This window comes from Corynebacterium massiliense DSM 45435 (genome assembly GCF_028609805.1).
GTDB lineage: Bacteria > Actinomycetota > Actinomycetes > Mycobacteriales > Mycobacteriaceae > Corynebacterium > Corynebacterium massiliense.
Genome location: NZ_CP063189.1, coordinates 944,027 through 966,638, shown reverse-complemented (window position 1 = coordinate 966,638; position 22,612 = coordinate 944,027). Strand labels below are relative to the sequence as shown.

The 22,612-nt window shown below is 66.9% G+C and carries 19 protein-coding genes and 1 pseudogene; 6 read left to right on the top strand and 14 right to left on the bottom strand.

Going from position 1 to position 22,612, the window contains the following annotated elements:
- Positions 1–72 precede the first annotated feature (72 nt).
- Positions 73–735: an ACT domain-containing protein gene (locus CMASS_RS04585; RefSeq protein ID WP_022862440.1), complete on the top strand. Its 663-nt coding sequence runs from the start codon at positions 73–75 to the stop codon at positions 733–735.
- Here the strand turns inward: CMASS_RS04585 and ligA are convergent.
- Both ligA and CMASS_RS04575 read right to left on the bottom strand, forming a co-directional pair.
- Positions 732–2,774, bottom strand: a complete 2,043-nt coding sequence (gene ligA / locus CMASS_RS04580; RefSeq protein ID WP_022862441.1) for an NAD-dependent DNA ligase LigA — start codon at positions 2,772–2,774, stop codon at positions 732–734. The two genes, CMASS_RS04585 and ligA, sit on opposite strands and share 4 nt — an antisense overlap.
- Positions 2,775–2,818: 44 nt before the next feature.
- Positions 2,819–3,583 (bottom strand): MerR family transcriptional regulator, encoded by a 765-nt coding sequence (locus tag CMASS_RS04575; protein ID WP_022862442.1) that lies wholly within the window; start codon positions 3,581–3,583, stop codon positions 2,819–2,821.
- A gap of 83 nt (positions 3,584–3,666) precedes the next feature.
- Here CMASS_RS04575 and CMASS_RS04570 point away from each other — a divergent pair, with 83 nt between their 5' ends.
- Positions 3,667–4,341, top strand: a complete 675-nt coding sequence (locus tag CMASS_RS04570) for a 3'-5' exonuclease (protein WP_022862443.1) — start codon at positions 3,667–3,669, stop codon at positions 4,339–4,341.
- A 33-nt stretch (positions 4,342–4,374) separates the two neighbouring features.
- Here CMASS_RS04570 and CMASS_RS04565 read toward each other — a convergent pair whose 3' ends face one another.
- Positions 4,375–5,316, bottom strand: a complete 942-nt coding sequence (locus tag CMASS_RS04565; protein ID WP_022862444.1) for a uroporphyrinogen decarboxylase/cobalamine-independent methonine synthase family protein — start codon at positions 5,314–5,316, stop codon at positions 4,375–4,377.
- Positions 5,317–5,421: 105 nt separating this feature from the next.
- On the opposite strand from CMASS_RS04565, the gene CMASS_RS04560 reads away from it, so the two are divergent.
- The gene (locus CMASS_RS04560; RefSeq protein ID WP_027018541.1) at positions 5,422–6,540 is read left to right on the top strand and encodes an ATP-binding protein; all 1,119 of its coding nucleotides are present in this window, start codon (positions 5,422–5,424) and stop codon (positions 6,538–6,540) included.
- Here the strand turns inward: CMASS_RS04560 and mnmA are convergent.
- Positions 6,537–7,670, bottom strand: a complete 1,134-nt coding sequence (mnmA, locus tag CMASS_RS04555; protein WP_051126802.1) for a tRNA 2-thiouridine(34) synthase MnmA — start codon at positions 7,668–7,670, stop codon at positions 6,537–6,539. The genes CMASS_RS04560 and mnmA overlap by 4 nt on opposite strands.
- Positions 7,671–7,739: 69 nt before the next feature.
- On the opposite strand from mnmA, the pseudogene CMASS_RS04550 reads away from it, so the two are divergent.
- Positions 7,740–8,598, top strand: a pseudogene (locus CMASS_RS04550) (spermidine synthase); the annotation flags it as partial.
- On the opposite strand, the gene CMASS_RS04545 reads toward CMASS_RS04550, so the two are convergent.
- The 7 genes from CMASS_RS04545 to CMASS_RS04515 form a co-directional block, all read right to left on the bottom strand.
- A complete protein-coding gene (locus CMASS_RS04545; protein ID WP_022862449.1) occupies positions 8,598–9,602 on the bottom strand; it encodes a glycoside hydrolase family 25 protein in 1,005 nt (334 codons plus the stop codon). The pseudogene CMASS_RS04550 and the gene CMASS_RS04545 sit on opposite strands and share 1 nt — an antisense overlap.
- 64 nt (positions 9,603–9,666) lie before the next feature.
- Entirely contained in the window at positions 9,667–10,776 is a 1,110-nt protein-coding gene (locus tag CMASS_RS04540) for a cysteine desulfurase family protein (RefSeq protein ID WP_022862450.1), read from the bottom strand.
- Between the two features lie 35 nt (positions 10,777–10,811).
- Positions 10,812–11,753, bottom strand: coding sequence for an electron transfer flavoprotein subunit alpha/FixB family protein (locus tag CMASS_RS04535; protein WP_022862451.1), 942 nt, complete (start codon positions 11,751–11,753; stop codon positions 10,812–10,814).
- Between the two features lie 16 nt (positions 11,754–11,769).
- A complete protein-coding gene (locus CMASS_RS04530) occupies positions 11,770–12,552 on the bottom strand; it encodes an electron transfer flavoprotein subunit beta/FixA family protein (protein WP_022862452.1) in 783 nt (260 codons plus the stop codon).
- Between the two features lie 21 nt (positions 12,553–12,573).
- Positions 12,574–13,830: a THUMP-like domain-containing protein gene (locus CMASS_RS04525; protein WP_022862453.1), complete on the bottom strand. Its 1,257-nt coding sequence runs from the start codon at positions 13,828–13,830 to the stop codon at positions 12,574–12,576.
- Positions 13,831–14,682, bottom strand: coding sequence for an NUDIX hydrolase (locus CMASS_RS04520; RefSeq protein ID WP_022862454.1), 852 nt, complete (start codon positions 14,680–14,682; stop codon positions 13,831–13,833).
- Between the two features lie 11 nt (positions 14,683–14,693).
- Complete coding sequence (locus CMASS_RS04515) at positions 14,694–15,539, bottom strand: ABC transporter ATP-binding protein (RefSeq protein WP_022862455.1); 846 nt, start codon at positions 15,537–15,539, stop codon at positions 14,694–14,696.
- A gap of 67 nt (positions 15,540–15,606) precedes the next feature.
- On the opposite strand from CMASS_RS04515, the gene CMASS_RS04510 reads away from it, so the two are divergent.
- The gene (locus CMASS_RS04510) at positions 15,607–17,559 is read left to right on the top strand and encodes a maltotransferase domain-containing protein (RefSeq protein WP_022862456.1); all 1,953 of its coding nucleotides are present in this window, start codon (positions 15,607–15,609) and stop codon (positions 17,557–17,559) included.
- A gap of 55 nt (positions 17,560–17,614) precedes the next feature.
- Positions 17,615–19,783, top strand: a complete 2,169-nt coding sequence (gene glgB / locus CMASS_RS04505; RefSeq protein WP_022862457.1) for a 1,4-alpha-glucan branching protein GlgB — start codon at positions 17,615–17,617, stop codon at positions 19,781–19,783.
- On the opposite strand, the gene CMASS_RS04500 is transcribed toward glgB, so the two are convergent.
- The 3 genes from CMASS_RS04500 to CMASS_RS04490 form a co-directional block, all read right to left on the bottom strand.
- A complete protein-coding gene (locus CMASS_RS04500; RefSeq protein WP_022862458.1) occupies positions 19,740–21,191 on the bottom strand; it encodes a cation:dicarboxylate symporter family transporter in 1,452 nt (483 codons plus the stop codon). The genes glgB and CMASS_RS04500 overlap by 44 nt on opposite strands.
- Positions 21,192–21,394: 203 nt before the next feature.
- Positions 21,395–22,303: a tetratricopeptide repeat protein gene (locus CMASS_RS04495; RefSeq protein WP_022862459.1), complete on the bottom strand. Its 909-nt coding sequence runs from the start codon at positions 22,301–22,303 to the stop codon at positions 21,395–21,397.
- Complete coding sequence (locus tag CMASS_RS04490) at positions 22,304–22,612, bottom strand: thiamine-binding protein (protein ID WP_022862460.1); 309 nt, start codon at positions 22,610–22,612, stop codon at positions 22,304–22,306. It lies immediately after the preceding gene.

The window sequence follows — 22,612 nt, the reverse complement described above, 5'->3', positions numbered from 1 at the left end:
CCTGCGTTACCTCAGTAACATTCAATTGATTAGGTAACCGATACAACTCCAGCGAAAGGCCATTCCACTTCCATGTCCTACCTCATCCGCGTCCTATTACCCGACACGCCGGGAAGCCTGGGCCAACTGGCGGACGCGATCGGCATGGTGGGCGCGAACATCCAGTCCGTCGACATCGTGGAGAACTTCTCCGACGGCACCGTCATGGATGACATCGTAGTCACCCTCCCGCCGGAGGTGATGGCGGACGTCCTCATCACGGCGGTGGACGCGGTCGACGGCGCCAGCGTGGATTCCATCCGCCCGTTTAGCGGCCGCGTTGATCGCCGCGGCCAGATCGCCCTGTTGTCGCGCGTAGCGGAGAAGTCGCGGGATTACACCGCCGCGATGGAAGAGGTCGTCGAAGCCCTCCCCAAGGCGCTGACCTCGACGTGGGCCATCGTCATCGACAACACCGAGCCCGCCCACCGCGTGGCCTGGTCGGCGGCCGCCCCGGAGGACGACGGCTCCACCCCGTCACAGCTCAACGTCACCACCGCGCGGGCGCTTAACCCGGAAGAACCGTGGATCCCCAGCGGCTGGACCCTCCTCGACTCGGCGGTGGCGATTGCGCCTATCGGCACCACGGGCCTCGTCATCGCGGTCGGGCGCACCGGCGGGCCGGACTACCTGGCCTCGGAGGTCGAGCACATTGGCAATCTGGGCACGATCCTCGGCGCGTTTATTCAGCGCTAGCCCGCAGTCCCCGTCTCCAGCAGCGTTGCAAACTGCTCCTCGTTGAGGATTGTGATGCCCAAGTCGCGCGCTTTCTGCTCCTTGGAGCCGGCGTTGTCGCCGACGACGACGTAATCCGTCTTCTTCGATACGGATCCGGTGGCCTTGCCGCCGCGCGTGACGATGGCCTCCTTTGCCTCGTCCCGCGAGAAATTCTCCAGCGTGCCGGTCACGACGACCGTAACCCCCTCGAGGGTTTGCTCTGGACGCGAGCTGGCGTCGACCTCCATACGCACGCCTGCCTTTTCCCAGCGGTCCACGATGTTGCGGTGCCAATCCACCTGGAACCACTCGTGGAAAGACTCGGCGATGACCTTGCCCACGCCCTCCGTTTCAGCGAGGTGGTTCAAGTCCGCCTCTCGCGCGGCGGCCAGGGAGCCGTAGCGCGTGGCGATGGCCTGGGCCGCCGTCGGTCCGACGTAACGGATAGACAGCGCGACGAGCACCCGCCACAGGTCGGTGTCCTTGGCCGTGTCGAGGTTGTCCAAAAGCTTCTTGCCGGCGGCGTTGACCGTTCCCTTTTTGGTCGTATATGCCTGGGACTTCTCCAAGTCCTCAGTAGTTAGATCGAACAGGCCGGACTCGTCTTCCAATACGCCCGAGTTAATAAGGTCGCGAGCGCCCTTCTCCCCTAGCGCCTCGATGTCGAAGGCCCCGCGACCGGCGATGTATTCCAGCCGGGCGCCGAGCTGCGCCGGGCAGCTGCGGGTGTTCGGGCAGCGCCAGTCGGCGTCGCCTTCCTTTTGCGGCGCGAGCGTGCTGCCACACGACGGACATTCTTTCGGAAACACCCATTCCTTCTCCGTCCCGTCGCGCTTTTCCACCACCGGCCCGAGCACCTCCGGGATGATTTCGCCGGCCTTGCGGATGACCACAGTGTCGCCGACGAGAACGCCCTTGCGTTTGACCTCGGACTGGTTGTGCAGCGTGGCCATCGACACTGTCGAGCCGGACACGCGCACCGGCTCCATGATGGCAAACGGCGTCACGCGCCCGGTGCGGCCGACGCTCGCCTCAATATCGAGAAGCTTCGTGGTCACTTCCTCCGGCGGGTACTTGTACGCAATGGCCCACCGCGGCGCGCGGGCAGTCGCGCCCAAAGAACGCTGGGAGGCGAGATCATCGACCTTGACCACCAGGCCGTCCATCTCGAAGACGGCGTCGTGCCGGTGATCCGCCCAGTACTCGACCTTTTCTTGCACCTCTTTCGCGGAGGTGACCCGTTCGGTATACGGCGAGACCGGCAGGCCCCACGCCTCGAGTGCGAGGTAGGCGTCGTGCTGGCTCGCCGGGGTAAAGCCCTCGCGGGCGCCGATGCCGTGGCAGACCATGCGCAGGCGCCGCTTTTTCACGTCCGCCGGGTCCTTCATCCGCAGCCCGCCAGCGGCGGAATTGCGTGGGTTCGCAAACGGGTCTTTGCCGGCGGCCACGCGCTCGGCGTTGATGTCCTCGAAATCTTCGGGCCGCATGTAGACCTCGCCGCACACCTCCACCAGCTCCGGCACTGGATACTCGTCGCTTCCAGAAAGCTCATGCGGGATGTCCTCGATGACCTTCGCGTTGACGGTGATGTCCTCGCCCACGCGGCCATCGCCACGCGTGGCGGCGCGCTCTAGGCGGCCGTCGCGGTAGACCAAGTCGATGGACAGGCCATCGATCTTCAGCTCGGTGAGGTAGGCATCGGCCGGCGTGCGGTCCAGCCAGTTCTGCAGCTCTCCGGCGGAAAAGACGTTGTCCAAGCTGGTCATGCGCTGCAGGTGCTCGACGTCGGCGAAAGACGAGTTTTCCTGCGGTGCAGCACCCACCTGCCGGGTGGGGCTATCCGGTACCGCTAGTTCGGGGTGCTCGTCTTCCAGCTGGAGCAGACGCTGAAAGAGCTTATCGAAGTCGGCGTCTGGAATCACCGGCTCGCCGTTGTAGTACAGCTCGCGGTGGCGGCGCACCTCCTGCGCCAGCTCATTCCATTCTTTCTGCGGGTTCGAAGTTTCAGCGCTAGTCACAGCGCACCAGTCTAGAATGTCGCGCGCGGGACGTGCCCACGGCGCTAGTCCCATTGCGGGTTATCGGTATTCACCCCTTCGGCACGTGCTGCTTCCTCGATGAGTTCAAGAAGGTAGTCTTGCGCGCTGCGGTAGGCAGCGTGAAAGCGGCTGTCTGCGACGTACATCCGCGCCAGGATGAGCTGGCGCGCGGGGGTCACCTCGTACCACTGCCCAATCATCTCGCGGTGCCGTGCGACCAGCGAACTAGCCGCGGCCGAGCCCGGTTTCACGCCAGCCTCCCGGGCAGCGAGTAAATCGGCGGCGAATTTTTCCTGTTCGTCCTGCATGTGCGCAAAATCCTGTTCTTCCATTCGGCCGAGACGCTCCTGTGCAGTTGCCCAGTCCGGGGTTTCTCCCCAGCGGTCTTCTGCTTCCTGGTGGTATTCCGGCAGGTGCTCGCCGAAGTAGCTGTGCATGGCGTTCATGTCCACATTTCCTTTCTCGGTGTGTGCGATGAGCTCGTCCACCGCCCGTACCTGCTCCTGTATCGCCTCCAGCTGACCTACGAGTTCAGCCCGGTGGCGGCGCAGTGCGGTGTTGAGGGTGTGGGACGGGGCATCGAGAAGCGTTGCGATGTCCTCGAGCGACAACCCAACGCCGCGGTAAAGCACAATGGCCGCCGCCCTTTCGAGGTCGGCGTCGGAAAAGGCCCTGTAGCCGGCGGGCGTTCGCGCCGGCGTGAAAAGGCCCACGCTTTCCCAGTAGCGGAGAGCTTTTGCCGATACGCCGAGGGCAGCGGCTGCTTCGCTGATTGTGTAGTCGCTCATGAAAGCAAGTGTGCGCCTTGCCGTCGCGGCAAGGTCAAGCGCCGCCCACAAGGTGTGTCCGCACCCTCGTTAGAATGAGGCGCATGGCAGCTACCTTCGACGCCTCCCGCATGCTCTCGTTCGACCTGGAGACCACCTCGCCGAACCCGCGGGAAGCGCGCATTGTGACCTCCGCGCTCGTGCGTATCGATGGCCGCGACGTCTCCTCCACCGAGATGCTCGCCGATCCGGGCGTGGAGATCCCCGAGGCCGCCACCAAAGTCCACGGCATCAGCACGGAAAAGGCCCGCGCGGAAGGCCGCCCACACGACGAGGTGCTGAAAGAGACGGTGGACGCGCTCTACAAGGCGTGGGACGACGGCTTTACCGTCATCGTGTACAACGCCGCCTACGATCTCACCATCCTGCGGCAGCTCACCGGCGATTTCGTGGTCACCGGCACCGTGTTCGACCCGTTCGTCATCGACCGCGTGATGGACAAGTGGCGCAAGGGCCGCCGCACTTTGGGCGATGTGTGCCAGCACTATGGCGTGCAGCTGGACAACGCGCACGAGGCGACTGCCGATGCCCTCGCTGCCGCCCGCGTGGCCTGGAAGCAGGTCCGGCAGTACCCCGACCTCGCCGCGATGGACGTCGGCGAGCTCATGGAGTTCCAGGCGGTCAAGTGGTACGAGGACCGCATGGCGTTCAAGAAGTACTTGGAAGGCCGCGGACGCGACGCCAGCGACGTGTTCCCGTCGTGGCCGCTGAAGGGCTAGCTGTCCCCACAACGACCAGCCTCAGGCGCCAGGCTACGCGTCCCCACTGGCGAGGATGTCGCCGAGTTTCGCCGCGTGGGAATAAGCGGCTGCGGCATCTCCCAACGCGCCGGACACCGGCCACGGGCTCACGTCCAGCTGGGTGGCCATAGTCTCGCGCCGCATCCCGAGCCTGTCGAGCCACCCGGCAATCTCCCGTGCCTGGCGCCCGGGCTCGCGCAGGTTCTCCGGGGCGATAGTGCAGCCCAACCGGTAGCCATCCTCCAGGTGCATGCCGGCGCCCTCGTAGTTGGCCTGCGCGGTAAGCGCTGGGAAGTCCACGATGGCGGTGCGGGCGGCGCGCGCCGCCTCCCACGATGGGTGTGGCCCTGGCAACCACAGGTAGTCGGCGGAAAACTCCTCTAAAGCGGCGACCGCGACCTCCGCCGGCACCGCCGGGATTGTCTCGAAATCCGTCGCCCCCGGCACCCGTCCGGCGAGCACCGCGTCCAAGTACGGCTCGTCCAGCTGGAGCACGGTCCGGCACTGGAAACGATCTGCGACATCCGCGGTGTGTTCTGCTACTGCCTGGAGCAAAGAAGCGTGTAGCTCGCGCACGGCGCCGCGGTCGGTAACAGCCCGGTGGCCGTTGCCCAGCTCGAGCGCGGCCGCCAGCGACCACGGGCCCACGCACTGAATCTTCACCACCTCCGGGGTGGTTTCCCACACTTCCTGAATGGCGTCCAGGTCCCGCGCCATCAGGTCGCGGCCACGCCGAGTGATGAGCTGATCGCGGGCGGTAAGCACCCACCCGCGCGGCCCGCGATCGACCGCCAGGCCGGGGAGCAGAAACGCTGTGCGCGCCACCGCCCCGGCGGCAATGCCGCGCTCAGGCAGCTGCGGCACGTGCGGCAGCTCTCCCGTCTCACCCAACACGATGTCGGCGGCTGCGGCGACGTCAGTTCCGGGCATGGGGCCAATTCCGAAAGCGGTCATTCTTCGCAGTGTAATGACGACGAGATCCCGGTTCCGAGCGCGGGCGGGACTCGCGCCGCGGCCAATTTCTCGAATTTCTCGAAACTCTCGAATAGGCTTTCTGGCATGCAGAATCCGTTCCGCCCCTCGTTCGGAGTGCCTCCCCTGTTCTGGGTGGGGCGCGCCACCATCCTCGACAGCTTCCGCAGCGCGCTGGCCACCGGGCCGGGTGCCTTTGGCCGCTCGATGGTGATTTCGGGCGCCCGCGGCATCGGCAAGACAGTGCTCCTCAACGAGCTCGAGGATATCGCCACCGCCAACGGCTGGCTGGCACTGCGCGCATCCGGCCGCATGAATCTCACCCGGGAGCTGCGCGATACCACCATCCCGCGCGCGGCGGCCAGCCTCAATCCGCCGCAAAAGCGTCGGGTGAGCCGCGTGGGCATCAGCTCGCTGGGCACCGTCGGCTTCGAGCACGACGACGAACCGGACTTCCAGCCCACCTTGAACACCGAGCTGCGCCGGCTGGTGGGGCTGACCTCCGAGTCCGGTGTCCTCATCACCATCGACGAAGTCCAAGACGCATCGCAAGACGACCTCACCGAGCTGGCCGTGGCCTACCAAGATCTGCTGCGCGACGAACTCAACGTCGCGCTGGTCATGGCGGGGCTACCCCAAGGTGTGGAGGACTTGTTGGATCTGCCAGGCGCGACGTTTTTGCGCCGCGCCGAGCGCCACTTGCTCGGGCCCTTCTCCCCGCCGAACTCGGCGACCGCCTTCCACTCCACCGCGGCGGAATCCGGCATCGCCTTTACTGACGATGCCGTGGCGGCAGCCACCGACCTGTCCCAGGGCTACCCCTTCCTGGTGCAGCTCGTCGGCTCACTGGCGTGGCAGAAAGCGCACGCGGACTCCCGCGACGCCATCACGACAGCCGACGTGGAGGCCGTCACCGACACTGCCATCGCCGCCATGGGCTCGCAGGTGCACGCCCCGGCCGTGCGGGACCTGCCGCCGGCCCAGCGGGCGTACCTCGAGGCGATGGCTCACGTCGGCGGTGCGGAGATCGCCGCCTCCGACATCGCGGAGCAGGTGGGCAAACCGGTGAAGTCACTATCCGATACGCGCCAGAAGCTCATCGGTGCGGACCTCATTGAACCGGCCGGCTTTGGCAAGGTGGCTTTCACCCTGCCCTACCTCGCCGAGTACTTATGCTCGACGGACCGGCTAGGGCGGGTGGACTAGGAGTCACGTCCAGTAGCGGCGCCAGGAGTATCACGGGAGGTATCTCGAGCGGTGCCGCAGATGGTGCCGGAGCCTAAGACGACATCGCCAAGCTCGTCGTGCGTGGGCAGATACAGCACGGCGGCCTGGCCGCGCGCCACGCCGGAGAGCGGCTCGCTCAGCTCGAGCGTCATCCGGTCGGCTGCGCGATCGATATGCGCGCGGCAGGGCACGACAGACCCGTGGGCGCGGACCTGCACCTCGCAGTCGAGGTCGCCGTCCATCGCCGGGTGCAGGTACTTCAGCCGGTCAGCGGTGATCTCGGTAATCTTGAGATCCTCCTTGGACCCCACAGTCACGGTGCCGGTCTCCGCGTCGATGTCGGTGACGTAGCGCGGGCGGCCGTCCGCCGCCGGTTCCTTAATGTCGAGGCCCTTGCGCTGGCCGATGGTGTAGTTCCACGCGCCGTCGTGCTGCTTGAGGTCGGAGCCTTCCTGATCCTTGATCATCCCGGGGCGCAGCCCGATGCGCGAGCCCAAGAAGGCTTGAGTGTTGCCGTCTGGGATGAAGCAGATGTCATACGAGTCCGGCTTCTTGGCCGTGGAAAAACCGTGGGCAGCCGCTTCTTCGCGGATCTGCGGCTTCGGCGTATCCCCGATGGGGAAATAGCAGTGCGCCAACTCATCCGCGGAGATCACGCCGAGCACGTAGGACTGATCCTTGTTCTCGTCTTTGGAGCGGCGCATGAATCCATCGGCGTCCAGGGTGGCGTAGTGGCCGGTGGCCACCGCGTCGAAGCCTAGGGCCATGCCCTTTTGCAGCAGCGCGCGGAACTTGATCTTCTCGTTGCAGCGCAGGCACGGGTTCGGGGTCTCGCCGCGGGCATACGAGTCGACGAAGTCCTCGATCACGTCTTCTTTGAACTGCTCAGAGAAATCCCACACGTAAAACGGGATCCCCAGCTTGTCGCAGATGCGCCGGGCGTCGGCGGAATCCTCCAACGAACAGCAGCCGCGCTCCTTCTCACGGGTCTGCTGCGCGTCTTTATGCAGCGCGAGGTGCACGCCAGTAACGTCGTGGCCTGCCTCAACGGCACGGGCGGCGGCCACCGAGGAGTCGACCCCGCCACTCATTGCAACTAGTACCCGCATGCGCGTCCAACCTCCCTGCTGCATCGGCTCGTGTTCAAAGCATGGTCAAGCGGGCGTTAGTGTACTCCCATGGGAAGACAGCGGAAAAGTCGAAAGTCGGGGCCGGGAGAAGGCGCGGGGTCAGGCCAGGACTCGATCCTGGGCACCTACCCCATCTCCACGGGCACGGCGGAGGTGGTCGCGGACGACTTCCGCGACGGCGCCTACATCCTCCTGGTCAACGGCGTGCCCAGCTCCCACATCGTGCCCGGCGAGCCGGGCGAGCTGGACTTCGAGTACATGCGCTGGATCGCCGCCGGCATCGAGGTGCTCAACCGCGTACCCGAAGACGAGCTGCGCATCACCCACTTGGGCGGGGCGGGCTGCTCGCTCGCGCGCTACTTCGCTGAGCTGTGGCCCAAGGCGCGCAACACCGTGGTCGAGCTCGACGAAAAGCTCGGCACCCTCGTCCGCGAGCTGTTTGACATCCCCCCGCGCGCCGACGGTGAAGATCCGCCCGGGCGACGCGTTCGCGGTCACGCGCAGTTTCCAACCGGAAAGCCGCGACGTCATCATCCGCGACGTGTTCTCCGGAGCGGAAACGCCCGCGCCGCTAGCCAGCGCCGAGTTCTACCGCGCCGCCCACGTATCCTTAAGCCCCGGCGGCCTCTTCGTGGCCAACTGCGGCGACCACTCCGATCTCACCCTGGCCAAGCGCGAGGTGGCAGGGCTTCTCGCCGAGTTCGGGCACGTCGCCTGCATCGCCGACCCGGCCATGCTCAAGGGCAGGCGCTACGGCAACATCATCTTCCTCGCCAGCGACTGGCCGCTGCCCGCCGAGGGCGAGGACGACTACGTCCAGATCACCAAACGCCTCCTCGGCGGCGGCGTGCCGGCGCACTACAAAGACGAGGCGTGGGCGCGGAAGTTCGCGGGCAGCCCCGCTGCTTACGCATTCGCCTCGTTGGCGGCGTTGTCCAGCAGGATCACCAGGTCGGAGACCGTCGCGCCGTTTTCTGCCATATCGCGTAACTCGTCGACCGGGAGCTTGCCCTCGGCGTAGAGGGTGCCCACCAGTTCCAACAGGTCCTTCGCGCCGTCCGGATCGATGCCGGCCTTCTCGGCCTCCTTGATCACTCCGGGGTTGAGGGTCAAAACGGCATCGATAAGCGCCTTGGCTCCCCCGCCCAGGGACGGCCCATCCTCGATGGTTACGCCGTCCAGGTGGCCGCCGGGCTGGAAACCGGTGAGCTGATCCGGCGTGCCGTTGAAGACGTTGAGATCCACGTTGCCGGTAATGCCGCCGACCCGGCCGGTGCCGGTGCGCTGCCACATGGCCAGCTCGCTCCAGCCGCCGACTGGCTTCGGCGCGGTGTTTTGGTAGGCCGCGAGCCACAGCGGGTACTGCGCAAAGTCGGTGGCGTTGCCCATGTTGTGCAACCAGAAGTACGGGTAGGTGTAGACCATCGGCTTCTGCCCGGAGCGCGACTCCAGCTCATCCAGGAAGTCGTGCGTCCACGCCGTCAGCTCCTTCGGGGACTTGCCCTCGTCCACCTCGATGTCCAGCACCGGCGGCAGGGAGCTGCCCGGGAAGTTCTTGAGCTGATCGGCGAAGTGGCGCGCCTGCGCGCGGGCATCCATGCCGGGGCGCGCATAGTGGTACGCGCCGACCTTGAGGCCCGCGGCCGCCGCCTTGTCCACGTCCTCCGCGGCGAAGTCGTTCACCCAATCAGTGCCTTCGGAGGCCTTGACCACGGCGAAGGACTGGCCATCCGTCTTTACTTCGTGCCAGTCGATGGCCGCCCCGCCCGGGCGCTGATACCCGGACACGTCGACGCCGGACGGCAGATGGGCGTGTCCGCTGGCGGAGGCGACGGCGGGAACCCCCACCGCGGACACGGCGGTGGTCAAAGCGGCGGCGAGGACGGTGGCGAAGTTGCGAGAGGAATGCATGGCCGCGAGCCTAGCTACAAAACCACACAAATCACACCCGCAACACGGGTAACACGAGAAACTTTTAGAAAACCTGCCGCGCTTTCTCCACCACCGCGGGTAGCTCGCGAAGCACCACGTCCACGTCTTCCTGGGTCGTCGTGCGGCCGAGGGTAAAGCGGAGCGAGCCCAGCCCCTCGTGTTCGCTGACCCCCATCGCCTCGAGCACCTCGGACATGCGGTGCACGCCTGCGTGGCAGGCCGAGCCGGCCGAGGCCTCAATGCCCAGCTGATCTAAAAGGAGCAGCAGGCTGTCGCCGTCAGTGCCCGGGAACGAAAGGTGGAGGTGCCCCGCCAGGCGCGGCTCCACGGAGTTGACCACGACGTCGTCGATGCTGCGGGTTAGCCCCTCCTGGAGCTGATCGCGCAAGCGGGCGACGCGGGCGTTTTCGGCGTCCATTTCCTGCACGGACTCCTCCAGCGCCGCCGCGAGTCCCGCGGCGCCGGCGACGTCCACCGTGCCCGGGCGGATGCCGCGCTCCTGGCCGCCGCCGAAGAGCACCGGGCGTGGCGCGGGCGTGCGCTTGGCCACGAGCAGGCCGATGCCGCGGGGGCCACCAAACTTGTGCGCCGACGCCGCGAGCGTGGCCGCACCCAAGCCGTGGAAGTCGATCGGCACCTTGCCCGCCGCCTGCACGGCATCGACGTGCACGGGCGTGTCCACCGCCGCGGCGCGCTCGACCACGTCGGCCACCGGCTGCACCGCGCCCGTCTCGTTATTGGCCCACATGCAGGTGGCCACGTCCGCCGGGGTATCCAGCGCGGACAGATCACCGATATGCCCGTCGCGCCCTACCGGCAGCAGATCGACGGTAGCGCCCAACTTTCCCACCGTCTCGCGCACGGCGGGATGCTCGATCGGGGTGGAGACCACCCGGCCGGTCGAACCGGCCGCGTAGAGTCCCTGGATCGCAATGTTGTCCGCCTCCGTGCCCGAGGCAGTGAAGATCACCTCAACGGGCTCGGCGCCCAAGAGGTCCGCGACTTTCTCGCGGGCATCGTCAAGCACGCTGCGCGCCTTGCGCCCCGAACCGTACTGGGCGCCGGGGTTGACGGCACCCGCCGCCGCCACCCACGCATCGATGGCGCACTGGCGCATCGGCTGGGTCGCAGCGTTGTCAAAATAGTGCGGCATAACCCGACCTTCCTGCGAGCCCTTCCCTCCGGGCCCTACTTGCGGCTGTTGATTTCCTCGGTCAGCGCCGGGGCGATCTCGTGCAGATCGCCCACCACGCCGAGATCCGCAATCTGGAAGAACGGCTCGTCGCCGTCCTGGTTGACCACGACGATGGTCCCGGAGGTCTGCATGCCGGAGATGTGCTGCATCGCGCCGGAAATCCCCAGGCCGATGTAGAGATCCGGCGAGACCGTCACGCCGGTCTGGCCGATCTGGTGGGCGGCATCGTAGTGGCCTTCGTCCACCACGTCGCGGGTAGCACCCACAGCGCCGCCGAACGCGTCAGCCAGCGGCTCGACAACCTCGCCGAACTTGCCCTCCACGCCGCGGCCGCCGGCCACGACGACGCGCGCCGTGGTCAACTCCGGGCGCGCAGACTTTTCCGCCGGGGTGAAACCGGTGACCTTGACATCGAGCGCGCCCGCTGCCGGCAGCTCCATCGGCGCGACCGCGCCGTCAGCCGGCTGCGGCACGGCATCCACCGCGCCCGGGCGCACGGAGTAGACGGGGCACTGCCCCACCGCGGTCGCGGTGGTCTCGTACGCACCACCGAAAATGGAGTGGACGGCGCTGCCGTCCGCCTTAATCTCCGAGACGTCGGAGAGCGCGCCAGATGCCAAGCGCGCGGCGACGCGGCCTGCAATCTCGTTGCCGGTCGGGGTGGCCGCGACGACGATGGGCGCCGGATTCGCCTGCCCCAGCGCGGACAGCGCGTCGACCTCGGGGAGGATGAGGCGGGACTCGTAGTCCGTTGCCTGCGCGTCGACGACCTGGGCCGCACCCAGCTGGCCGAGCTCCTCGGCGAGGGCGTCGGCGTGGCCGCCCACGACAACTGCGGAGACCGCCCCGAGCGGGCGGGCGGCGGTGATCAGCTCCGCCGTCACGGAATTCAGCTGGTCGGCCTCGTGCTCGACCAAAACATACACGTGAGACATGGTGAATGAATCTCCTCTACAGCAGGTTGCGGTCGGCGAGGAAATCGGCGATCTTCTTCGCGGTCTCCTCCGGGGTGGTGGCCTCGATGGTCTCGCCCGCCTCGCGCGGCGGGCGCTTGGTGGCGTCGGTGACCTGGGTGGTCGGCGCGATGGGGTCGATGCCCAGCTGCGCGACATCCAAGACGGTCACGTCGTGCTTCTTCGCCGCCATCAGCTTCTTGAAGTTGGGGAAGCGCGGCTTATCCGCCTCCTCGCCCACGGAGACGATGGCCGGCAGCGGCGCGGCCAGCTCCCAGCGGCCGCGGGCATCGTCACGCACGGCGGAAAGCTGATCGCCGTCGAGCGCGACGGAGCTCACGCAGGTCAGCGCCGGCACCTGGCGGTACTCCGACAGGAAGCCGGCCACAAGACCCGTCTGGCCGTCGGCGGAGCGCTCGCCCATGGTGACGATCTGCACGTCGTCGAGGGCGTTCAACGCGTGGTTCAACACCCACGCGGTGGAGAGCGCGTCGGCGCCGGACAGCGACTCGTCGGTGACGTGCACCGCGTCGTCCGCGCCCATGGCCAGCGCCTTGCGCAGCGCCGCGTCCGCGGCCGCCGGGCCAACCGTCAGCGCGACGACCCGGAAATCCTTGTCCGGGTTGTCGTCGCGCAGGCGCAACGCCTGCTCCACGGAGTACTCATTAATCTCGTCGATGACGTTGTCGACCGACTCACGGTCCAGCGTGAAGTCGTCCTCCAACGACATCTCCGACCAGGTATCCGGCACGTGTTTAACCAAAGCCGCGATGGTTGGCATTCGTCCTTTACCTTTCCGCTTCTAATAAAGCTGTTCGTGCTTGGTGTTTGTTAGGCAAACCTCTGGCTCATCATAGTCACACATTCGCGCGCCACAGATAAGCCCAACGCCCGCCGTGCCGATGCGGGTCAGGACCACCGCGCGTGGCTGCGATCCCTTCAGCTTGAGCTTCTTCCGGAACGCATCGGGGTCGATGTCCAGCCCGCGGACCAAGATTTCCACCGAGCCGGCATCGGCGGCGATAAGCGCCTGCTTGACCTTCTTCACCGGCACCTGCTCGATGAATGGAAATGCGGACGTCCCCGCCGGGATCCGGTCCCCGGTGAGGTAGGCGATGCGCTCGTCCAGCTGCCACAGCCCCTCGCGCGCGGCGTAGTCGCGCACAAGCCCAGCGCGCACGATCGCGCCGTCTGGGTCGATGATGTAGCGACCAGGGCCTGCCACTTCCGGTTCTGGGGCCGGGGTGCCGCTGCGCGTGACGATGTCCGCCTGCCCGGTCTCCGGGTCGAGGATGACCGCGCGGCGCTCGGCGGAAAGCCCCGGGGTATACAGGCACACTTCTTTAACCCCGCTGCGCGTTGCCGCGCCGCCGCGCCGGACGCTGGTCACCGTCACACCGCCGTCCCAGAAGGAGTAGTCCAAGCCGGGCGCGCATTTGATGGCCATCTCCTCGCCTGGGTAGGCGGCCAACAAGTCTGGCAACGGCGGCTGGAGCGCTTCCGGCGAGTGCAGCCTGCGGCCGCCGGCGCGGCGAGCGGGATCGGCGATCACCGCGTCGGCACCCGCCGGGCTGCCGTGCCCAGAGCCGCCGGCGGATAAGCGGAGGGCGGGCCGCACCGCGTCGGCGCGGGCGAAGTGGCCGCCGGGCACGTTGTGGGCGGCCATGCGCACGCGGGAGGCGTCGAGGTCGAAACCGCAGTACTCCAGCCCCGTCTTCACCACCGCGGCTCCTTCGGTGCCGATGGAGCACGTTACGTCCGCAACCCGGCGCACCCCGGCGGCGGCGAGCTCGCGGGCGCGGAACGCGGCCACGGCGGCGGGGGTGGCTTGCTGAGCGGCGTCGCCATCGGAAAGCCACCAGTGAGGGATCTTCCCCGTCGCCCGGGCGCCTAACAGCTCGCGCACCGCGCGGCCGTACTCGCCGAATTCGCGGTGGAGCAACGCCGCGTCGTCCACCTGACTCTTCTTGGTGAGTGTGAGCCGGCCGCTGGCGGCGATGTCCGCGATCTCCGCGCGGTGCTGGAGCAGGAAGTCGACGTCTTCTGGCGCGAAGGCCATTTAGATCCTCTCGATGGGGTGGGTGGTGAAAAACTCACGGTACCGCTGGTCGGTGCGCGGGTCGCCCACCACGGGGCGGAGATCGGAGAAGGAGGCGTCATCCACCGCTTCCGCCACACTCCGGCAGCGGCTGAGCCGCAGCAGCTGCGCCCACGTCGGGATGACCAGGCGCACCAGCCCGGCGCGCCAGCCGTCGAGGATGAGCTGGGGCGGAAACCACCCGGCGTCGGTGGCTTCCGGCGTATTGCCGTCGGGCTCTTGCCCCTCGGGTACGCAGGCGAGGAAGAAGAAGGTGTCGAAGGTCTGCTCTTTGACCACCCCGACCCAGCGCGACCAGGGCAAGAGCTTGCCCGCGTCGACGTGCAGGCGATTCTGCTCGAGGAAGTCTGTAAACGACAGCCGGTGCGATTCCAGCTCCGGGCGCTCCTGGCTGAACATCTCCGGCTGGCAGCCGCCGGGGCCGCAGTCGCCGCCGGCAAGGAGGATGCCGGCTTCCTCGAAAAGCTCGCGGGCGGCGGCGAAGATGAGCGCGTGCGCCTTGTACTTGGTTACGCCCATGGTGCGGGCGCACGAGACGACCGAGGGGCCGGACCACAGATCACCGGAGTCCCAGTGCCGGCCGGGGAAGTCGCGCGGGTCTACCCCGCCGCCGGGGAATACGGCGTAGCCGGGGTAGTTGCGCATGGTGGCCTGGCGCTCCTGGATCCACACTTCGAGGCCGTCGCGCCCGTCGCGGACCAAGATGACGGTCGCGGCAAGGCGCGCGCCGTGCAGTCCCCGGGTGTCGGTCTCATCGATCGCGTCGATGAGGTCGAGATCGACGGATTGAGTGTTCCGCTGGCCGCCCTCCATGTGTGCCGAGCCTAGTGAGTTGCCTCGGGCGCGGCAGGCTTTCGCCGCGCGAAGTAGCGGCGGTCGATCCGATCCAGCTGGATCGGCTGGTGGAAGGTGCGGGTGAGGTTCTCGGAGGTCAGTACGTCATCGATAAGCCCCTGCGCGACCACGTTGCCCTCATCGAGCAGGAGCGCATGGGTAAAGCCGTACGGGATCTCCTCCACGTGGTGGGTGATCATGATGGTCGCGGGTGCATCAGGGTCCATGACTAAGCCGCTCAAGTAGCTCACCAGGTCTTCGCGGCCGCCCAGGTCCATGCCGGCGGCGGGCTCGTCGAGGATAAGCAGCTCGGGGTTGATCATCAGCGCGCGGGCGAGGATGACGCGCTTGCGCTCGCCCTCGGAGAGGGTCCGCCACTCCCTGTCCGCCAGGTGGCTGGCGCCAAGCTGCTCCAGCAGCTGAGCGGCGCGCTCGAAGTCCACGCCCTGGTACTCCTCGCGCCAGCGGCCCAGGACGGCGTAGCCGGCGGAGACCACCAGGTCATCGACACGCTCGTCGTCTGGGATGCGGTGCTGGACGGCCGCGGAAGAAATGCCGATGGCCGCGCGGAGATCGCGCATATCGGTACGGCCGAGCTGCTCGCCCATCAAAAAGGCAGTGCCGGCAGACGGGAAGACCTCGGCTGCGGCCATGTTGACCAGGGAGGTCTTTCCGGCGCCGTTGGGGCCGATGATGACCCAGCGCTCGTCCAGCTCCACCTGCCAGTCCAGCGGGCCGACGAGGCTTGTACCGCCGCGCCGCAACTGGACGCCGCGGAAGTCCACGAGGAGGTCCGGATCCGTCTCTGACTCTTTTGCATGCCGTGGGGAATTCACGTCCCTTATTGTGGCCGAAAAGTAAACAACCGGGCGGAACGGACACAGCTGGTTTAGGGTAAAAACCATGTCGACTCGGCTTAACCTCGATGATGTCCGCCCCGTCATCTCCTGCGGCACGCTCCCGGCGAAAGCGGTGGTGGGCGAGGTCGTCCCCGTCACCGCCCTGGCGTGGCGGGAGGGCCACGACGCCCTCGGCGCGACCTTGGTGGCGTGGCCGGTCCAGGACCCGGGCAAGCGAATCTCGGTGCGCATGACCCAGGATCCGGACAACGTCGACCGCGTCCACGGCTTGTTCGCCCCGGACGTGGAGGGCATGTGGCTCTTTCGCATCGACGTGTGGTCGGATCCCCTCACCACGTGGCGCACCGCGGTGGATAAGAAGCTCGCCGCGGGCCAGGGCACCGCCGAGCTGGCCAACGATCTGGCGCACGGCGCCGACTTATTCGCGCGCGCCGGCCACAGTGACATCGCCCGCCAGCTGGCCGATGCCACCGCGTCTTTGTCCGAGCGCACCCGCGCCGCGCTGACCTCGACGGTTACTCCCCTGCGCGATCTTTTGGTCACCGGGGCCGAATACGAGGTGTACGTCGAGCGCCGCAAGGCGCTGTTTAGCTCCTGGTACGAGCTGTTTCCCCGCTCGACCGGCGGCCGCGACGCGAACAGCGAGCCCGTCCACGGCACGTTCGACACCACTGCGCAGGCCCTTCAGCGCGTGGCCGACATGGGCTTTGACACCGTCTACTTCCCGCCCATCCACCCCATCGGCACCGCCCACCGCAAGGGCAAGAACAACTCGCTGACCGCGGAGAAGGACGACGTGGGCTCGCCGTGGGCAATTGCGGATCACACCGCCACCCACCCGGAGCTCGGCACGCTGGCGGATTTCCGCCGCCTCGTACACCGCGCCGCGGACCTTGGCCTCGAGGTGGCCCTCGACCTAGCGTTGCAGGCCTCGCCCGATCACCCATGGGCGAAGGCGCATCCGGAGTATTTCACCGTGCTTGCCGATGGTTCCATCGCCTACGCCGAAAACCCGCCGAAAAAATACCAGGACATCTACCCCATCAACTTCGACAACGCGCCGGCTGCGCTGTACGACGAGCTCTACCGCGTGGTCATGACGTGGGTAGACGCCGGCGTCACCACCTTCCGCGTGGACAACCCGCACACCAAGCCGACTCAGTTCTGGGCGTGGCTCATCGCCAAGGTGCACGCCACCCACCCCGAGGTCATCTTCCTGGCGGAGGCGTTTACCCGCCCGGCGCGCCTGTTCGGCTTGGCCAAGCACGGGTTCACCCAGTCGTATACCTACTTCACCTGGAAGACCACGAAGGCCGAGCTCACCGAATTCGCCGAGGAGCACGTCGCGCAGGCGGACATTTGCCGGCCGAACCTGTTTGTCAATACCCCGGACATCCTCCACGAGAGCCTGCAGACCGGCGGGCGCGCGATGTTCGCCATCCGCGCTACCCTGGCCGCGACCCTCTCGCCACTGTGGGGCGTGTACTCCGGTTACGAGCTCTTCGAGCACACCGCGGTCCAGCCGGGCAGCGAAGAGTACCTCGATTCGGAGAAATACCAGCTGCGCCCCCGCAACTTTGACACAGCGGAAACGCTTGCGCCCTACCTGGGGATGCTCAACCGCATCCGCCGCGAGAATTCCGCGCTGCAGCAGCTGCGCACCCTCCGTTTCCACCCGACCGACAATGACCGGGTGATCGCCTACTCCAAGTCCGATCCGTTAAGCGGCAACGTCGTGTTGGTCGTGGTGAACCTCGATCCGCGCAACCCGCAGGAAGCCACGGTCGCCGTGGACACGACGGCGCTGGGCCGTCCCGCCGGCGAGTCCTATCCCATCCAGGACATGATCACCGGCGCGTGCTACCAGTGGGGCGAGCGCAACTTTGTCCGCCTCGAGCCGATGCGCGACGTCGCCCACATCTTCATCCTCCCGCCCGCGGATCCGCGCCTGCGCGAGCAGATGGCGTGGCGCCAGGTCGGCGAATACCGCGCCTAGCCGGCCTGGGTGAAACAACCCGTGCCAACCAGCGGAGATTGGTAGCGTAAGCGGCATGACTGACCATCGCGCCCGCCTTCTCGCGGGCCGGCATCACGATCCCCACTGCTTCTACGGCTGGCACGCAGGCCGCATCCGCACCCGCCAGCCCGGCGCCACGCGCGTTGTTGTGCGCACCGTCGACGGCCGGAGCATCGACCTCGCCCGCTGCGCGCCGGAAGCAGACGGCGTGTGGGAAGGCGAGCTGGACGAGGACATCGACTACCGCCTGCGCGTCTTTTCCGGCGAGGGAAGTAACCCGGACGAGACCGCCGACGCCTACCGCTTTTTGCCCACCGTGGGCGAGCAGGACCTGCACTTTTTCGGTGAAGGCCGCCACGAGCGCCTGTGGGAGATGCTCGGCGCGCACCCTATTTCCTACGACACCGCGATGGGCAAGGTGCACGGCACCGCCTTTAGCGTGTGGGCGCCCGGCGCCGAGGGCGTGGCCGTCATCGGCGATTTCTGTTCCTGGGATCCCGCGCGCTTTCCCATGCGCACCCTGGGGTCATCCGGCGTGTGGGAGATCTTCGTCCCCGATGTGGGCCCGGGCGCGCTGTACAAGTTCGCCGTCTTCCACGACGGCACCCGCACCGACAAAGCCGATCCCATGGCGCGGCGCACGCAGTGCCCGCCGGAGACGGCATCGATAGTCGAGTCCTCGTCCTACCGCTGGTCCGACGGCGATGCTCAGTGGATGGCGGCGCGGGATACCTCCGGCGCCTATGCCCTGAGCGCGCAGCCGATGAGCGTCTACGAGGTGCACATTGGCTCGTGGAAGGCCGGGGCCGATTACGCGCGCCTGACCCGCGAGCTGGTGGACTACGTCACCGAGCACGGCTTTACCCACGTCGAGTTCCTCCCGGTGGCCGAGCATCCCTTCGGCGGTTCCTGGGGCTACCAGGTCACCGGGTACTACGCCCCGACCGCGCGGTGGGGCAGCCCGGACGAGTTCCGCGCGCTTGTCGATGCCCTGCATACCGCCGGCATCGGAGTCCTCATGGACTGGGTGCCGGCCCACTTCCCGCGCGATGAATGGGCGCTCGGCCGCTTTACCGGCCACCCCGTCTACGAGCACCCTGATCCGCGCCGCGGCGAGCAGCCCGACTGGGGCACCTACGTCTTCGATTTCGGCCGCAACGAGGTGCGCAACTTCCTGGTGGCCAACGCCTTGTACTGGGCGGAGGAATTCCACATCGACGGCCTGCGTGTCGATGCCGTGGCCAGCATGCTCTACCTCGACTACTCGCGCGAGGAATGGGTGCCCAATATCCACGGCGGCCGCGAGAACTTGGAGGCTATCCAGTTCTTACAGGAGATGAACGCCACCCTGCACCGCACTCACCCCGGGGTGCTCACCATCGCGGAGGAATCCACCGCGTGGCCCGGCGTGACCCGCCCCACCACCGAGGGCGGCTTGGGGTTTTCCCTGAAGTGGAACATGGGCTGGATGAACGACACCCTCCGCTACTTCGGCAACGATCCCATTCACCGCTCCCACCACCACGGGGAGCTGACCTTCTCGCTGGTCTACGCCCACTCGGAGCGCTACGTCTTGCCGTTTTCCCACGACGAGGTGGTCCACGGCAAAGGCACTCTGTGGACCCGGATGCCCGGCGACGACTGGAACAAGGCGGCCGGGGTGCGCACGCTGTTCGGCTACATGTTCAGCCACCCCGGCAAGAAGTTGTTGTTTATGGGCTGCGAATTCGGCCAAGTCACGGAGTGGGCGGAGGCGTCCTCAGTGGACTGGGACAACCTTGCGGGCTGGGGCTCCGAGTGGCACCACGGCATCAAGCGCCTCGTGCGCGATATCAACGCGGTCTACCGCGACACCCCAGCGCTGTGGACCCAGGACGATAACGCCGCCGGATTCGAGTGGGTTGTCGCCGACGACGCGGCAAACAACGTGCTTGCCTATGCCCGCTACGGCACCGACGGGTCGGTGCTGCTCAGTGTGGTGAACCTCGCGGGCGCGTCCCACGTGGACTACGGCATCCGCACGCCGCGGGCCGGCGAGTGGGAGATGGTGATCAACACCGACGACGGCGTATACCAGGGCGCTGCCAACCCGCTCCCCCGCCGCGTGGTGGCGAGCCACCACGCGGAATCCGCAGGCTGGTTAAACCTGCACCTGCCGGCTAATTCTTGCCAGTGGTACCGCTGGAACCCTCGTACTGACTGAGGTCCACCTGCGGGGTCGGCTGCAGGTGCTCGGTCGCCGGGTTTTCCACGTCCGGGCGGCGCATGTCGACGGTGCTGTCGTCCTCCGAGGCCTCGTATGGGATCTCTCCGGCAAGCACCTTGTGCACGCGATCCATGTCGGCGGTACCGGTCCAGCGACCCACCAGGATGGTGGCGACGGCGTTGCCGGCGAAGTTGGTCAGCGAGCGCGCCTCGGACATGAGGCGATCCACGCCCATGACGATGCTGACGCCGCCGAGGAGATCCGGGCGGTGCGACTGCAAGCCAGCCGCCAGGGTGGCAAGCCCCGCGCCGGAGACACCCGCCGCGCCCTTGGACGCGATGATCATGAAGACCAGCAGGCCGATCTGCTCGCCAAGCGACATCGGCTTGTGCATGGCCTCCGCGATGAACAGGGCGGTCATCGTCAAGTAAATGGCCGTGCCATCGAGGTTGAACGAGTAACCGGTGGGCACGACGATGCCCACGGTGGACTTGTCCACGCCGACGTGCTCCATCTTGCGCATGAGGTTCGGCAGGGCCGACTCGGAGGACGAGGTGGCGACAATGAGCAGGAACTCGCGGGCTAAGTACTTGACCAAGCGGAAGATGCTTACCCCGCCGAAGAGGCGCAGCACGCCGCCCATGACCACGAAGATGAAGAGGAAGCAGGTGATGTAGAACGCGAGCATCAGGGTGGCCAGGGACACGACTGCGGACCAGCCGGACTTGCCCACGGCACCGGACATGGCGCCAAACGCGCCGACCGGGGCGGCCCACATGATCATGCCCAGCACCTTGAACGCCAGGCGCTGCAGGTGTGCGATGAACCCGAGGATGGGCTCGCCCCGCTCACCCATCTGCTGGACCGCAAAGCCGACCAGCAGGGCGATGAACAGAACCTGGAGCACAGAACCCGAGGTGAATGCGGAGAAGAACGTGTCCGGGATGATGCTTTCGATGAACCCGAACAGGCCGTGAGAGCTCTCCCCGCCCTGGTCGGTGAACTGGCTGGCCTTGTCGGCGTCAGCCTGCGCGTCCAAGCCCGCGCCCGGCTCAATGATATTGCCCACCAAAAGGCCCACAGCGAGCGCGAAGGTAGACATCGCGATGAAGTAGATAAGGGCGATGCCGCCAGCCTTGCCCACCGACGCCGCCGCGCGCACCGAACCAATGCCCAGCACGATGGTGCAGAAGATGACCGGCGGGATGATCATCTTGATGAGGCTGACGTACATGTCGCCGATCGGCTTGAGGGTCGCCGCGGCATCGGGGGCGATAAGGCCGAAGGCCACGCCGCCGATGAGCGCGACGATGACGGCCGCGTACATCCAGTGGGTGCGATCCCGCGGCGGCTTCTTTGACTTCGCGATCTGCGGACCGCGGCTAACCGGAGAGGCTGTCGCCATGACTCCTCCATTCTGTGATACAAACCATAGTTCCCGTGTTGCCTAGCATTATGCTTGCCGGGGCCCGCAGGAACAAAACCCCGCCTTGACCCCGCGACTCCCCCTGCAGACACCGTCCGTGTGATCAGCGTCGTGCAGGAAAGTCCACCCCGGGGCAGGCAGGGCGCTTCGATGTGTGTTGAGCGTGAGTGAAAACCCGGCCGCTAGAAGAGCGCGCTGGCCAGGTTCGTGCGGGCGTTGAGCACCCGCGGGTCGTTGGCCTCGAACAGGTCGAAGAGCTCGAAAAGGCGCTGCTTGAGTGTCTCTTTGTCGTCGCCTGCCGCGGTGGAGATGGCGCCGATAAGTCCCTGAAACGCCGCCTCAACGTTGCCGCCCAGCACCGCCATATCAGCCTTGTGCAGCGCCTGCCCGATCTCATCGTCGGCAGCCGGCTCGGTGTCCCGGGCGCGCTTGATCAGTGCCGCGGAATCGCGGGCCTGCTTGACGGGAGTGTTGTCCGGGTCGTCGTCCAAGACCTGGTTGTAGGTTTCGATCGCGGCGTCCACATCGCCACAGGCGAGCTGATCCTCTGCCGCGGCAATGCGCGGATCGGCCGGCGGCTCGTTCTCCGCCGCGTCCTCTGCCCCGCCGGCGGGACCGGATAGCTGCGGGCCCACCTGCTGAACCAGCGCGTTGACCCACTGGCGCAGCGCGTCTATCGGCTGCGCGCCCACAAACGACGTCAGCGGCTGGCCGGCGCCCAGCGCCACCGTCGTGGGCAGGTCGCGAACGCCAAAGAGCTGCGCGACCTGCGGGGTGGCATCGGCGTCGAGGTAGCCCACCGCGAACGTGCCGCGGCCCTCGCCGGCGAGTTCCTGCAGCGTCTGCTTGAGCTCCTCGCTAGCCGGCGAGCGCGGCGAGCCGATGAGAACGACGACGGGGACCTCCGCCGACTTCTTCATCACCACGTCCTGGACGTTCGCCTCGGTGACGGTGAAGAAGTTCGCGCCGCCCTGGCCGGCGCTTGGGCCCTGGCCGGCACCTGCGGCCTGTCCTGCGCCAGATCCGTTACCGGAGCCGCTGCCCTGCCCTTTCCCGGCAGACGAGTTCAACTGGCTGAGATCTAAAACCATTTAATCCTCCTGCAAGTGGCGGTTCACTGCATCGACCTTGTGAGAAAGCTGGCCCTCCGGGTGCGAGGCCCGAATGTCCGCCTTGATCACCAGCGAGACGCGCGGGGAGACTTTCTCCACTGCCGCGGTCGCTTCCTTGACCACCGCGAAGACCTCGTCCCATTCACCCTCCACGAGCGTGAACATCGCATTGGTCTCGTTGGGTAGCCCCGAGCGGCGCACCACGCGCACGGCTTCGGCGACGGCCTCCGACATCTCCGCCGTGGGTGAGTCCACCACGGTCGGCGCTACGGAAAATGCAACAATCAT

What these genes read in the sequence shown, in the direction of transcription:
- CMASS_RS04570 (WP_022862443.1), top strand. Translation starts at nt 3,667, where the DNA reads ATGGCAGCTACCTTCGACGCCTCCCGCATGCTCTCGTTCGACCTGGAG.
- CMASS_RS04525 (WP_022862453.1), bottom strand. Translation starts at nt 13,830, where the DNA reads ATGGCCTTCGCGCCAGAAGACGTCGACTTCCTGCTCCAGCACCGCGCG.
- CMASS_RS04535 (WP_022862451.1), bottom strand. Translation starts at nt 11,753, where the DNA reads ATGTCTCACGTGTATGTTTTGGTCGAGCACGAGGCCGACCAGCTGAAT.
- CMASS_RS04495 (WP_022862459.1), bottom strand. Translation starts at nt 22,303, where the DNA reads ATGGTTTTAGATCTCAGCCAGTTGAACTCGTCTGCCGGGAAAGGGCAG.
- CMASS_RS04510 (WP_022862456.1), top strand. Translation starts at nt 15,607, where the DNA reads ATGTCGACTCGGCTTAACCTCGATGATGTCCGCCCCGTCATCTCCTGC.
- CMASS_RS04540 (WP_022862450.1), bottom strand. Translation starts at nt 10,776, where the DNA reads ATGCCGCACTATTTTGACAACGCTGCGACCCAGCCGATGCGCCAGTGC.
- CMASS_RS04500 (WP_022862458.1), bottom strand. Translation starts at nt 21,191, where the DNA reads ATGGCGACAGCCTCTCCGGTTAGCCGCGGTCCGCAGATCGCGAAGTCA.
- CMASS_RS04585 (WP_022862440.1), top strand. Translation starts at nt 73, where the DNA reads ATGTCCTACCTCATCCGCGTCCTATTACCCGACACGCCGGGAAGCCTG.
- CMASS_RS04490 (WP_022862460.1), bottom strand. Translation starts at nt 22,612, where the DNA reads ATGATTGTTGCATTTTCCGTAGCGCCGACCGTGGTGGACTCACCCACG.
- CMASS_RS04545 (WP_022862449.1), bottom strand. Translation starts at nt 9,602, where the DNA reads ATGCATTCCTCTCGCAACTTCGCCACCGTCCTCGCCGCCGCTTTGACC.
- glgB (WP_022862457.1), top strand. Translation starts at nt 17,615, where the DNA reads ATGACTGACCATCGCGCCCGCCTTCTCGCGGGCCGGCATCACGATCCC.
- CMASS_RS04530 (WP_022862452.1), bottom strand. Translation starts at nt 12,552, where the DNA reads ATGCCAACCATCGCGGCTTTGGTTAAACACGTGCCGGATACCTGGTCG.
- CMASS_RS04520 (WP_022862454.1), bottom strand. Translation starts at nt 14,682, where the DNA reads ATGGAGGGCGGCCAGCGGAACACTCAATCCGTCGATCTCGACCTCATC.
- CMASS_RS04560 (WP_027018541.1), top strand. Translation starts at nt 5,422, where the DNA reads ATGCAGAATCCGTTCCGCCCCTCGTTCGGAGTGCCTCCCCTGTTCTGG.
- mnmA (WP_051126802.1), bottom strand. Translation starts at nt 7,670, where the DNA reads ATGCGGGTACTAGTTGCAATGAGTGGCGGGGTCGACTCCTCGGTGGCC.
- CMASS_RS04575 (WP_022862442.1), bottom strand. Translation starts at nt 3,583, where the DNA reads ATGAGCGACTACACAATCAGCGAAGCAGCCGCTGCCCTCGGCGTATCG.
- CMASS_RS04565 (WP_022862444.1), bottom strand. Translation starts at nt 5,316, where the DNA reads ATGACCGCTTTCGGAATTGGCCCCATGCCCGGAACTGACGTCGCCGCA.